Origin of the sequence: Sorangium sp. So ce119 (genome assembly GCF_051524405.1) — a bacterium.
Lineage (GTDB): Bacteria > Myxococcota_A > Polyangia > Polyangiales > Polyangiaceae > Sorangium > Sorangium cellulosum_G.
The window spans coordinates 5,125,300-5,137,885 of record NZ_CP150310.1; the positions used below are offsets into that span (position 1 = coordinate 5,125,300).

The 12,586-nt window shown below is 75.0% G+C and carries 10 protein-coding genes; 3 read left to right on the forward strand and 7 right to left on the reverse strand.

The window, feature by feature from the left end; translation table 11 throughout:
- Both WME76_RS19230 and WME76_RS19235 read right to left on the reverse strand, forming a co-directional pair.
- On the reverse strand, nucleotides 1–1,323 hold the full coding sequence (locus WME76_RS19230) for a cation:proton antiporter (RefSeq protein ID WP_437961542.1): 1,323 nt from the start codon (nucleotides 1,321–1,323) through the stop codon (nucleotides 1–3).
- Nucleotides 1,320–3,389, reverse strand: coding sequence for a mechanosensitive ion channel domain-containing protein (locus WME76_RS19235; RefSeq protein WP_437961543.1), 2,070 nt, complete (start codon nucleotides 3,387–3,389; stop codon nucleotides 1,320–1,322). The genes WME76_RS19230 and WME76_RS19235 overlap by 4 nt, the downstream gene beginning before the upstream one ends.
- 207 nt (nucleotides 3,390–3,596) lie before the next feature.
- Here WME76_RS19235 and WME76_RS19240 point away from each other — a divergent pair, with 207 nt between their 5' ends.
- Complete coding sequence (locus WME76_RS19240; protein WP_437961544.1) at nucleotides 3,597–4,643, forward strand: glucokinase; 1,047 nt, start codon at nucleotides 3,597–3,599, stop codon at nucleotides 4,641–4,643.
- A gap of 41 nt (nucleotides 4,644–4,684) precedes the next feature.
- Here WME76_RS19240 and WME76_RS19245 read toward each other — a convergent pair whose 3' ends face one another.
- The 5 genes from WME76_RS19245 to zwf form a co-directional block, all read right to left on the reverse strand.
- Complete coding sequence (locus WME76_RS19245) at nucleotides 4,685–5,866, reverse strand: sensor histidine kinase (RefSeq protein ID WP_437961545.1); 1,182 nt, start codon at nucleotides 5,864–5,866, stop codon at nucleotides 4,685–4,687.
- A complete protein-coding gene (locus WME76_RS19250) occupies nucleotides 5,857–6,516 on the reverse strand; it encodes a cobalamin B12-binding domain-containing protein (protein WP_437961546.1) in 660 nt (219 codons plus the stop codon). Before WME76_RS19250 ends, WME76_RS19245 begins: the two co-directional genes overlap by 10 nt.
- A 207-nt stretch (nucleotides 6,517–6,723) precedes the next feature.
- A complete protein-coding gene (gene pgl, locus WME76_RS19255) occupies nucleotides 6,724–7,449 on the reverse strand; it encodes a 6-phosphogluconolactonase (protein WP_437961547.1) in 726 nt (241 codons plus the stop codon).
- A gap of 23 nt (nucleotides 7,450–7,472) precedes the next feature.
- Nucleotides 7,473–8,549 carry a glucose-6-phosphate dehydrogenase assembly protein OpcA gene (locus WME76_RS19260; RefSeq protein ID WP_437961548.1) on the reverse strand — a complete coding sequence of 359 codons (1,077 nt, stop codon included), beginning with the start codon at nucleotides 8,547–8,549 and terminating at the stop codon, nucleotides 7,473–7,475.
- Nucleotides 8,546–10,078 carry a glucose-6-phosphate dehydrogenase gene (zwf, locus tag WME76_RS19265; protein ID WP_437961549.1) on the reverse strand — a complete coding sequence of 511 codons (1,533 nt, stop codon included), beginning with the start codon at nucleotides 10,076–10,078 and terminating at the stop codon, nucleotides 8,546–8,548. Before zwf ends, WME76_RS19260 begins: the two co-directional genes overlap by 4 nt.
- A gap of 253 nt (nucleotides 10,079–10,331) precedes the next feature.
- Here zwf and WME76_RS19270 point away from each other — a divergent pair, with 253 nt between their 5' ends.
- Together WME76_RS19270 and WME76_RS19275 are read left to right on the forward strand one after the other, a co-directional pair.
- Nucleotides 10,332–10,676, forward strand: coding sequence for a DUF433 domain-containing protein (locus WME76_RS19270; protein WP_061614556.1), 345 nt, complete (start codon nucleotides 10,332–10,334; stop codon nucleotides 10,674–10,676).
- Between the two features lie 253 nt (nucleotides 10,677–10,929).
- Nucleotides 10,930–12,228: a hypothetical protein gene (locus WME76_RS19275; protein WP_437961550.1), complete on the forward strand. Its 1,299-nt coding sequence runs from the start codon at nucleotides 10,930–10,932 to the stop codon at nucleotides 12,226–12,228.
- Nucleotides 12,229–12,586: the final 358 nt, after the last annotated feature.

The following is a 12,586-nucleotide window of genomic DNA, read 5'->3' on the forward strand; positions in this document are numbered from 1 at the left end:
TCACCCCTCCACCTTCCCCGCCGGGGATGGGCGATCGCTCGACCTCGGCGTCGGCGTCGGCGTCGACGCGGCGTCGCGCGCGGCCTGGACATGGGCCAGCGCGCGGCCGAAGAAGAGCGACTCGCGCTCGGGCGCGGCGAGCTCGCCGGCCTTGCGGAGCGTCGCGCGCAGCGCCTGCGGCCCGACGAACTCGCCGAAGACGGCCGCCGCCGCCGCGGCGAAGAGGACGGTGTGGCCGACCGGGCCCGGGAAGCGCAGCGCGAAGGCGAGGCCGACGCTCATCGCCACGGCGCCGGACGAGAGCAGCCCGAGGCCGAGCCACGGCGACGCCTCGCGCGCGTCGGGCGACGCGACGCGGAAGACGAGGCCGGTCGCGAGCTTGCCCAGGGCCCGCGCCACGAGCGCGATCGCCACGATCCAGGGCAGGAACGGCGCCGCCTTCGGGTTCACGTGCGCGCCCGCGAGCAGCAGCGCCGGCAGGATGACCGGCCGCTCGGTCGGCGCGACCATGGCCACGATCTCCTCGCGATGCGGGGAGACCGCGGCGATGGTCACGCCCATCGCGAACGTCGCGAGGAGCGGCGACAGGCCGACCCGGGCGCTCGTGCCGATCGTCAACAGCGAGGTGCCGAGCAGCACGCCCCAGCTCTGGATCAGGCGGAAATCGGTGCCGAGCAGCACGACCGCGATGAGGCCGAGCACCACGCCGATGAGCGCCGTCACGATCGTCCATCCCCAGAACGGGAGCGGCCAGTGCGCCGTCGCCTGCGGGACGAGCGCGAAGGCGCCGCCCATCATGAGCAGCGGCCCGAGGTCGTCGCAGTCGGCGATGTCGGCGATGAGATCCGAGAGCTTGCCGCTCGCGCTGTAGCGCTGCGTCACCCAGAGCACGGCGTGCCGCGTCGTCTCGGCGGAGACGGCGCCCACGCCCGCGGCGAGCAGCACCCGCTCGTCGCGCTCCAGCGACGGCGCGCCGCGCGCCGCCGCGAACCAGACCGCGGCCGCCACGGCGCAGCCGGTCGCGATGCTCATCAGCACGCAGAGCGCCATGCGGGACGGGCGGACGCGGCGGTTGCCGACGAAGCCGAAATCGAGGCCGACGACCAGCGCGAGCCAGCCGAGCGCGACGCCCGCCACCGGCTCGAACGCGGCGAGCGACGAGGGCTCGAGCAGCCCGAGCGCCGAGGGGCCGACGACGAAGCCGAGCACCACGTACTCGGCGCCGGAAGGGAGGCCGATGCCCCGGAGCACGCGGCCGCCGACGAGCGAGCTGCCGAGGTACGACAGCACGAGCAGCCCCATCAGGAGCCAGATGGCGTTCACGAGGCGGCGCCCCGATCGACCGGCGCGCTGCGCCGCGCGCCGCCGGAGGACACCGGCGCCCGCCCGAGCGGGATGCCCGCGGTAGCGAGGGCCTGCGCCACGGCGGTGAGCCAGCGGCTGCGCACGTCGTCGCCGTCGCAGGCCATCGTGGCCCGGAAGTGCGCGCCCCCCTCGTCGATCGCGACGAGCGCGGCGCGCGCGCGGCTGCCGAGGCCAGAGGCCGTCCTGAGCAGGAGCTCCCGCACGCGCTCGAGATCGGTCGACGGGTCGACGCTGATCTCGACGGACACGAGCGGCGGACGGCCGCGGATGCGCGTCGGGTGGAACAGGCTGAGCAGGTGGGGCACGCGCACGACGCAGCCGTCCTCGTCCTCGAGGCGCGCCTCGAGCAGCGTCAGCTCGCGGACCCGCCCGGACCGGCCCCCCACGTCGGCGATGTCGCCGATGCGCAGGCGCCGCCCGTAGATCACCGAGAGGCCGACGGCCGCCGAGGCGATGAGCGGCGTGCTGGCGAGCGCCGCCGACGCGAGCACGACGAAGCCGACGCGCGTGAGCGCCCCCTCGTCGGTGCCCGTGATGAGCGGCGCCGCGAGGAGCAGCGCGGCCACGAGGATGCCGAAGCGGACGAGGACCCCGGTGGCGATCGCGAGATCGGAGGGGAGCCACCCGAGCGACGTCTCGCCCCGGCTGACGCTCCCGAAGAACAGCCCCACGAACCGGGTGAGGACGAGGAGCGCGAGCGTCGCGACGATCGCGAGCAGGAGCAGCGGGACGCTCCGCGCGATGCGCCCCATGAGCTCCGACATCGGCGCGAGCACGAAGCCGGTGAGCTTCTCGCTGTAGTCGCGCGTGGCCGCGAACAGGGAGAGCGCGAACAGGATCCAGATGTAGGCGATGCCCACCCGGACGAGGGCGCCCGCGGCGCCGAGCGCGACCGAGAGCGCGCCCTGGGACGCGGCGGGCCGGAGCATCTCGATGCCGCGGACGCGCAGGGCCGGGAGCCGCTCCGGGTGCTCGGCGACCCAGGCGCGCGACCGCGCGACGAGCTCGCCGACCTTGCGGAGCAGGAGCAGCGCGATGAGCCCCGAGAAGACGAGCAGCGAGAACGAGAAGACGCTCGTCGCGATGCGGCTCCGGCTGTGCTCCTTGGCGAGGACGTCGCGCACCGTGGCGGCGATCGACGCGGCGTGGACCGCGACCGTCGCGGCGCCGGCGGCGGCGGCGTCCTCGGGCCCGAGGTGGATGAGCGGGCTCTCGCCGACGTAGACGACCGCCACGCCGGCCTGCTCGTCGATGCGGACGTCGGGGACCTTCTTCTCCTGGGCGGCGCGCTCCAGCACCTTCGCGGCCTCGCGGGCCCGCGCCGGGGGAGAGAGGTTGCCCCGGTGCACGCGGACGGCGAAGACCGTCCGGCCGAGCAGCTCGACGCGCGCCTCGGGCTGCTCGGCCAGCGGGGGCGACGGCAGCGGGTCGGCGGCGCGCGGCTCGCCCTGGTCAGCGGTCGGGGCCTGCGGCGCGGGCGCCAGGACGACCTGCGCGCGCGGCGGCGCCGGCGTCGCGGGCGGCGGCGGGACCTGCACGAGCGGCGGCTGCACCGGCGGACGCGGCGCGGGCGGCTCCGACGGCTCGGCGCGCTCGGGGACAGGCGCGACCTGCTCGGCATGGGCCGACGGCGGATCGGCCTGCTCGGCGGCAGGCGCGGGCGCGACCTGCGCCGACGGCAGCGCGAGCTGCGCCGACGGCGACGCGGGCGCGAGCTGCCCGGGCGGCGACGCGGGCGCGAGGTGCGCCGACGGCAGCGGCGCCTGCGATGACGGCGGCGCGGGCGCGGCCTGCGCCGACGAGGTCGACGCTTGCGCCGGCGCGAGCTGCGCGCCGCGCGGCACGACCGGCGCGGTGGGCTGCGACGATGCGACGGGGGCGGGCGCTCGCGCGGGCTGCGCGACGGGCGCGGGCGCCCGCCGCGGCTGCGCGGACGCGCCCTGCGCCGGCTGGGCGAGCGGGGCGCCGGCGGGCACGGCGAAGCCGGCGAGCGCGACCAGAAGCGCGGTGAATAGCCGCTGCACGCCGGCACTTTCGACCGGCCGCAGGGTGCCGGTCAAGCCATGCCGGAGGCAGGGCCGCGCCGGGGGATCGCCCGCGAGGCCCCGCCGGACCGCGGCCGCGGCTCGATCGCGCGCGGCCGGCGGGCTCCTCGGGACAATCGCTTCTGCCGCGCCCGCCCGATGACGGATCGCCTTGCGGCCGAGTCGACTCGCTGGCAGGGCGGCCGCGTGGCAAGGACCAAGAGCTCCGCGGGGCCGTCGCTGCTCGTCGGCGACATCGGTGGCACGAACACCCGGCTCGCCCTCTACGACGCGTCCGGCGACCGGCCGCTCTCCGAGGCCGTCTTCCGCAGCCGCGAGCACGCGAGCTTCGAGGAGATCGCCCTCCCCTTCCTCGTGCGCAGCGACGCCCCGCACCCCGCCGTGGCCGTGCTCGGCGTCGCCGGCCCCATCAAGGACCACGTCGCCACCATCACGAACCTGCCGTGGCGCCTCGCCGAGCGCGATCTGTCGCGCCGGCTCAAGATCGGGCGCATCCTGCTCGCGAACGACCTCGTCGTCGGCGCGCGGGGCTGCCTGCACATCCCCCGCGGCTCCATCGCGCCGCTCACCGAGCGCCGGCCCCGGCCGAAGGGGAGCAACCTCGCCGTCATCGCCGCCGGCACCGGGCTCGGCGAGGCGCGGCTCATCTGGGACGGCGCCCGCCACCTCACGCTCCCGACCGAGGGCGGGCACGCCGACTTCGCCCCGCGCTCCGCGGTCGAGGCCGAGCTGTGGCAGTTCCTCGCCGAGCGCCACCCGGATCACGTGAGCTACGAGCGCGTCCTCTCGGGCGACGGGCTCGGCGCCCTCTTCGACTTCTTCGCCTCGCGCGCCGCCCGCGTGCCGCGCGCGATCGAGCGCCGCCTCGCCGAGGGCGACCGCAACGCGGCGATCTCGGAGATCGGCCTCGCCCGCGCGTTCCGGCCCGCCGCGCGCGCGGTCGACCTGTTCGTCGAGATCTACGGCGCCGAGGCGGGCAACCTCGCCCTGCGCGAGCTCGCGCTCGGCGGGGTCTTCGTCCTCGGCAACATCGCGCGGCACCTCGTCACCGCGCGGCGCGAGCTGTTCATGAAGTCCTTCCTGAAGAAGGGCCGCCTCGCGCCGCTCCTCGAGGGCGTGCCCGTCGCGGTGGTCACCGACCCCCTCGTCGGCGTGCGGGGCGCGCTCGCCATCGCGCGGGAGCTCGCCGCCGCGGAGAAGCCCCCGGCCCGCCGGGCGCCCCGCAAGGCCTGAGCGCGGACCGCGCGGGCCCGACGGCGGCGCGAGGCGCCGGCTCAACGGGCGCCCGTGCCCCCGCCCCCGGCCGCATCCGCGCTCCCGTCCGCGTCCCCGGGCGATGGGAGCTCGAAGACGAACCGCGCTCCGCCGCGCGCGCCGGCCTCGACCCAGATCGACCCGCCGTGCAGCGCGACGATCCGCTGCGCGATGTGCAGCCCGAGGCCGGCGCGGCCCGCGCGCCCGCCCTGCCGCCGGAAGCGCTCGAACACCGCCGCGCGCTCCTCGGGCGCGACGCCGGGGCCCGCGTCCTCCACGGCGCAGCGCACGCAGCCGTCGCCCGCGGCGAGCTCGATGAGGACGTCGGTGCCCGGCGGCGCGTGCCGGATCGCGTTCTCCACGAGGTTCACGAGGACCTGGTAGACCCGCCGTCCGTCGCCGCGCACGAGCGCGGCGCCCGCGACCGCGCTGCGGATCTGCACGCTCACCTCGGCGGCGATCGGGGCGATCGTGTCGACCACCTCGGCGACCACCTCCTCCATGGACAGGCGCCGCGCCGCGATCCGCAGCTCCCCCGCGTCGGCGAGCGCCGCGTCGAGGATGTCCGAGATGAGCGCCGTCATCCTGTCGACGTTGCGGAGGAGCCGCCCCGCGATCGTCGCGCGCTGCGCCGGCGTCGGCTCGCTCTGCGCGCGCTCGAGGAGCGCGGCCTGGAGCCGGATGGCGTTCAGCGACGACTTGAGATCGTGCGACACGATCGACATGAAATCCTCGCGCTGACGCCCGAGCTCCTCGAGCCCGGCGCGCGCCGCCTCGAGCTCGGCCCCCCTCGTCGCGAGCTCGCGGGTGAGGTTCGCGAGCTCGCTCGTCAGCGCGATCGCGCTTGCCTCCCTCCGGCGCGCCTCGTCCCGCAGGAAGGCCCGCCCGAGGAGGATGCGCGACCCACCCGCCCCGGGGACCACGAGGAACGTCACCGCCTCCTGGCCCCCGTGCGCGCGGTACACCTGGAGCTCCCAGGTGGCGGGCGCCCCGTGGGCCAGGGCAGCCGCGAGCTTCTCCCGGCTGCTCTCGTGGAACAGCGACGCGACGTCCCCGCCCGGCGCCGCGGCGCCGCCGAGCAGCCGGCCCGCCGCCGCGCTGGCGTGGGTGATCTCGCCGCGCTGCACCACGAGCAGCAGATCGTCCTCGCTCGCGAGGAGGGCGCCGAGCAGCGCCGCCGCGTCGGGCTGCGTCACCGCCATGCCCGCGCGATCCTCACGGCCAGCGAGGCCGACGCCGCGATCGCGTCGACCCCGAGCAGCTTCGCGGCGTCGGGCAGCGCCGCGACGGCGCGGCCGCCCGCGAGGATCTTCGCGCCGGGCGCGCCCTCGCGCACGCGCTGGATCAGCGCGCGCGCGTCGGGCACGTGCGCCCCGAGGGTGATCGACACGGCGACGAGCTTCACCGCGCCCCGGCCGGCGTCCTCCAGCCCGCGCGCGAGCGACGTCCCCCCGCTCGTGAACGTCGTCTGCCAGCCGTCGAGGGCGAGGAGATCGGCGACCATGCGCGCGCCGAACGTGTGGAGCTCGGGCTCGACGCAGCCGACCACCGCCCGCGGGCCTCCCGACGGCCAAGCGATCAGCGGGTACAGGGACGCGACGGCGGCCTGCGCGACGGCCGTGGCGAGGTGCTCGTCCGCCACCGTGATCCGGTTCTCGTACCAGCGTCGGCCGACCTCATCCAGCGCGGGCGCGACGACGCGCTCGTAGATGTGATCGAGCCCGCTCCCGAGCGCGGCGTGGAGCGCGCGCCGCGCGGCGACGTAGTTGCCCGTCAGGATCGCGGCCGCGAACAGGCGCGCCTCGGCGTCCTCACCCTCGACCGCCTCCGGCAGCGTCTCGTCGGATCCCACCCGCCCTACCTGCGCAGAGAGTACAGCAGAATACGGCTTGTAGAGGTTCTCAGCTTTGGCCTCACCGGCGGGCATCAGCGCCCGCGCCTTGTCGGGCAACGGACGACGACGTCAACCCTCCCGCCGCGTGAATCCGCGGCGCCGGGCAGCCAGCGCACATCGGCTGGCACGGCCGGTGGCGCGCTCCCCCGGAGCGGCCGCGCGGCCTTACCCGGCCTGCGCCGCCGCGGCGTCGAGCAGCCAGACGAGCTGTCCGGCGCCGCCGCGCACGACGCGCGCCGGCACCTCGTCGGCGGGGCCCGGCCGCCTCGCCTGCTCGAGGACCTTGCGCTTCCCCGCCCCGCACGCGAGGAGCAGCTTGGTGCGCGCCTCCCGGATCACCGGGGCCGTCAGCGTGAGCCGCGCCTCGAGCCCCTTGTCCGGCTGCGCCGCGATCGCGGCGACCAGGCGGTCCTCGATGCCGACCGACCCCGTCCCCGGGAAGAGCGACGCCGTGTGCGCGTCGTCGCCGATGCCCAGCGTCATGACGTCGAACGCCGCCGCCGACGCGACGCCGAAGCGGGCGCGCAGGAGCTCCTCGTAGCGCCCCGCGGCCTCGGCGAGATCGGGCGACTCCCCCTCCATGCGGAAGAACCGGTCCTCCGGGATGCGGGCCGCCGCGAGATCGCGGCGCGCGGCGCCGTAGTTCGAGCGGGGGTGGTCGGGCGCGACCGCGCGCTCGTCCACCCAGAACCACTCGGTCCGCTCCCACGGCAGCGAGAGCGCCGCGAGCCGCTGGTACGACCCCGACGGCGTGCTCCCGCCCGAGAGCGCGATCCGCGCGACGCCGCGCGCCTCGATCGCCGCCGTGATCGCGCGCGCCATGAGCTCCGCCCCGAGGCGCGCGAGCTCCGCCGTGTCCTGCGCGACGCACGTCTCCTCTGCACCGTTCATCTCGATCCTCCTCTCGGCCCTCCTCAGAGGGCGCTCCAGTCCGCGGCGGCGAGCACCGCGTCGCGCAGCAGCCGATCGCCCTCCAGCGAGTCGATCGTCTTGGTCAGCACCCACGTCTCGTCGCGGTAGCCGAGCGGGTGGACGTGCTCGGCGGACCGCGCCCCCTCCATCGTCCACCGCACCGTGGCGGGCGCCTTGTCGAGCCGCACGCACCCGAGCGAGAGCGGCTCGCCGCGCAGCGACGTCGCGATGCGCACGCCGTCGAGCCGCCGCCACGAGAGCTCCTCGGCCGGCGGCCCGTCGACCAGCGCGATCTCGATCGGCGCCCCGTCCGCGCCGCGCGCGCGGCCGACCACGCCGGCGCCGCCGCCCTGCGCCGGCCCCCGCGACTCGAACGTCCAGCCGAGCCGCGAGCCCATCCAGCCGAGGAACAGCGCCGCCGGGTCCGGCTTCTGCCCCGCGCTGCGCGCGATCTCCACCCGCCGGATCGCGCGGCACGCCTCCGGCATGTCGTCGAAGAACCGGGCCACGAGCTCGCGGAACGAGAACGTCCGCACGAACGCGCGATCCGCGAGCGGCGCCCTCGTCCCGCGCGCGACCTCGGCGAGGCGCTCGATGCTCGTCTCGGCCGAGTCGAACACGAGCCGATCGCAGATCGGCGCGAGCGCGTCGCCGAGCACGTTCGGCGCGCCCGGCGCGAGCTCGACGATCACGGCCACGTCGGAGATCGTCAGCGCGCTGACGACCGAGGCGACGCGCTCGGCGGCGGCCACGCCGAAGGTGAGCTCCACGCGGTCGTAGCAGATCGGCACCTCGCCGGCGCGGCGGCACGTGGCCGACCAGTCGGCCTGGACGCTCGACGGGTCGAGCCGGTCGTCGAGCGTGATGAGCAGCGTGCGGCCCGCGTGCGTCTCGGCGAGCTCCTCGGCCTGCTCGCGCAGGCGCTCGACCTCGGCGCGGCTGCCCACCGCGACGAAGTTCATCGTCGACGCGCGCGTCTTCGGGGCCGGCTCCGCGCGCGACTCGTCGGGCGCCGACCAGAACTCGGCGAGCTCCGACTCGACGCGCTTGATCACCTCGGCGATGCGCCCCGCGCTCATGGCCGCCTCCAGGCGCGCTCCGAGGCCTTGCGCTCGCCGCACGCGCCCGTCGGCGGCTCGACGAGCGCGTCGGCCTCCGCGGGGCCCCAGGTCCCCGCGGCGTAGCGCGCGATCGGCGCGCGCTGCGTCCCCCACCCCTCGAAGATCGGGTCGACGAAGCCCCACTGCGCCTCGACCTCGTCGGCGCGCGTGAACAGCGTCGCGTCGCCGCGCAGCGCGTCGAGCAGGAGCCGCTCGTACGCCTCGGGCGTGCTGGAGCCGAACGCGGCGCCGTACCGGAAGTCCATCGTCACGCCGCGGATGGCGATGCCGCTGCCCGGGATCTTCGCCGCGAACCGGAGCGAGATGCCCTCGTCGGGCTGGAGGCGCATCACGAGCGCGTTCGGCTCGTCGGTGGCGCCGGGGGCGCCCTTGAACAGGCCGTGCGGCAGCGGCTTGAAGTGCAGCACCACCTCGGCCACCCGCTTCGCCAGCCGCTTGCCGGCGCGCAGGTAGAACGGCACGCCGCCCCAGCGCCAGCTGTCCAGGTGGAGCTTCATCGCGACGTACGTCTCCGTCGACGAGTCCTTCGCGACGTCGGGCTCCTCGGTGTAGCCGGGCACCTTCTCGCCGCGCACGATGCCGGACGCGTACTGCCCGCGCACCGTCGACGAGAGCACGTCCGCGCCCGCGATCGGCCGGAGCGTCCGGAGCACCTTCACCTTCTCGTCGCGCACCGCGTCCGCGTCCCACGACGACGGCGGCTCCATCGCGACCAGCGTGAGGAGCTGGAGCGCGTGGTTCTGCACGATGTCGCGGGTGATGCCGACCTTCTCGTAGAACTTGCCGCGACCCTCGACGCCGATGTCCTCGGCCACGGTGATCTGCACGTGGTCGACGTGCTGGCGGGACCAGAGCGGCTCGAAGATGGTGTTGCCGAAGCGGAGGACGAGGAGGTTCTGGACCGTCTCCTTCCCGAGGTAGTGGTCGATCCGGTAGATCTGCGACTCGGCGAGGTGGGCGAGCAGGTCGCGGTTGAGGGCGCGGGCGCTCGCGAGGTCCTCGCCGAACGGCTTCTCGACGACCACGTGCTGGAACGGCGCGTCCTTCTCGTGGGACGGCGGCGCGACGAGGTTCGCCGCGCGCAGGCCGCGCACGATCGGCGCGAACTGGTCGGGCGCCACGGCCAGGTAAAAGACCCTGTTCTTGCGGGTGCCGCGCTCGGCGTCGAGCCGCTCGAGCTCCGCGGCGAGGCGCGTGTACGTCTCGGCCTCGTCGAACGACCCCTGCACGTAGCTGATGCCCTTCTCGAGCTCGCTCCAGGAGGCCTCCTCGAGCGGGCGCCGCGAGTACTTCGCGACGGCCTCGCGCATCTCCTGGGCGAAATCCGGCTTCGGACGCCGCGCGACGCCGACCACGGCGAAGCCGCCGGTCAGCAGTCGGCTGAGCGCGAGGTTGTAGACCGCGGGCAGCAGCTTGCGGCGGGTCAGGTCGCCCGAGGCGCCAAAGATCACGAGCGCTGCAGGCGAGGCGGTGCGCTCCTCGGGCATTCCTTCGCGAAGCGGGTTTTTCTCGGCTTGAGTCATTGGATGGGCTCCGGTCGGTGACGACGTCGGGCGTGATGCTCGCGCGCCTCCGCGGCGTAGGGTAGCCCGGATCGCACAGGCGGCAGGCGGCGCGACGGGCGGCCGCACGGCGGGGCGCGGGCGTGCGGCCCGAGCGCGAGAGCGCGCGCGACGAGCGCGTCCGGCGCCTCGCGGCGCTCTTCCATCCGATCGCGACCGGTACTAGGGTCCCCGCGCGATGGCCGCGCCGGTGCTCCCGCGAATCCGCGTACCCCACCCTCACGTGCGGTGCGACAGCCAGGTGCTCGCCGGCAGCCCGCACGTGCTCGGCTCGCGCGTCCCGGTGCGCCGGCTCTGGGCGTGGCACCGCGGCGGCGCGTCGGTCGAGACGCTGCTCAAGCGCTACCCGAACCTCGGGCCGGCGCGCGTGCTGGACGCGCTCGCGTTCGCCTACGACAACCAGGACCTCATCGAGGCCGACATCGCGCGCGAGCAGGCGCTCTTCGAGAAGAAGGGCGGGCCCTCGGTCGGCGCGCGGCCGCTCGCGCAGCTCAACCTCCCCTTCGACGAAGACGACGAGTGAGCGACGGGTGAGCGGGTGTGAGGGCGCGTCCCTTCACGCATCCCAGCCCTCGTCAAGCTCAGCTTGTTTCTTTACAGCGATCGTGACTTGGGGCATTAGGGCGCACCATCGCTGGGGCCCGGAGTGCGGGGCTGCTTGGCAGTGGGAGCGACTGCCGCGCGCGATCGCGGCGGTCCCAGCTTTCAAGGTCGCGGTCACCGGTGTAGGGTCCGCGCCCATGGGGTACCCATCGAGGTGCCGGAGGGTTTCTGAGATGAGCGTCAATCGATGGAAGTTGTTCGCGATGCCCGTGGCCCTGGTCGGGCTGGCTTCGCCTCTCCTCATGAACTGCGGCGGCAAGGGGATCCCGGGGGCGGACAACCTCCCCGGGCCGGCCGGTGACCTGGCGTCCGCCGCGGGCGGCTGCGAGGAGCTGAAGAACGGCGGCATTGCCAACCTCAAGTTCGACGGCGGCGCCGACGTCGATGCCAAGCTCAAGGGCTTCCTCGAGGCCGCGGCCTCGCTCGACAAGCTCACGGCGGACATGGAGGCGGATCTCATCGCCTCGTGCGGCAAGCTCGGCAAGGACCTCGGCATGAGCGAGGCCGACCTCAAGGCCGACGCGGGCGGCGGCAAGGGCGCCGAGAAGGTCTGCAACGCGGTCTCGGCCAAGGTGAGCGCCGTCGTCAAGGCGAACGCCGAGGCGAAGATCACGGTCCAGATCGAGCCCCCCAAGTGCTACGCCGACATCAACGCGATGCAGGCGTGCCTCGGCGACTGCGGCTCGCCCGTGCAGCCCGGCAAGCTCGAGGCGTCCTGTGAGGGCGGCGAGATCAGCGGCAAGTGCGACGCCGAGTGCAAGGGCAAGTGCACCGTCGACGCGGGCGCGGCGTGCTCCGGCACCTGCAACGCGAGCTGCTCGGGCAAGTGCGAGGCCGGCTTCAAGGGCACCTGCGGCGGCAAGTGCGACGGCAAGTGCGACGGCAAGGACTCGAAGGGCGCGGCGTGCGCGGGCACCTGCGAGGGCAAGTGCGACGCCAAGGCCGAGGGGTCGTGCACGGGCACCTGTGACGGCTCCTGCTCGGGGTCCTGCGAGATCAAGGCGGCGGCGAAGTGCACGGGCTCCTGCTCGGGCGGCTGCAGCGCCGAGATCAAGGAGCCGAAGTGCTCGGGCGAGTTCAAGCCCCCGAGCGTCGACCCGAGCTGCCAGGTGAGCTGCACGGCGAAGACCGCCGGCTCGGCGAAGTGCGACCCGCCGAACGTCCGCATCGTGGCGAACGGCAAGGTGAACGCCGACGCGCAGAAGCTCGTCGCGGCGCTCCGCACGTCGCTCCCGGCGATCGCGAAGGTGCAGCTCGGCACCGGCAAGAAGCTCGCGGCGGCGGTGTCCGGCGTGGGCAAGGCCGGCGCCGACCTCAAGGACGCGGCGCTCAAGGCCGGCGGCAAGGCGGTCGCCTGCGTCGCGGCCGCGGTGGACGCGTCGGCGAGCGCGACCGCCTCGATCGACGTGAACATCAAGGCGAGCGCGAGCGTCAGCGGCTCCGCGAGCGGCTCGGCCAGCGGCGGGACCTGATCCCCGGACTAGCCTGAGACCGGACGCGGCGGCGGTCCCCTCCCGGAGGGGGCTGCCGCCGTTGTCTTTTGGGGCGTTCCTCTCCCGGAAGGAGCCGTCGCCTCGATACTCCTGGAGCGGCTCCTGGAGCGGCCACCCTGCGCAAAGCGCCGTTCTGGATGGGAGCTCACCTTTTCTCCATGACATGGACGTGCGGACGTCCGGACAGGCACCGGACCCGCCAGCGCCCGTGTAACAACCATGTTTCCTGTCCAGCGAAGCGAGTCGCGGCGAGGGTCGTTGATGCGCGCTACGCCTCCGGGAGGCCGGCGTCGATGACGCGCCTCGGAAGGGGCCATTGCGCCCGGCACGGCGCCGC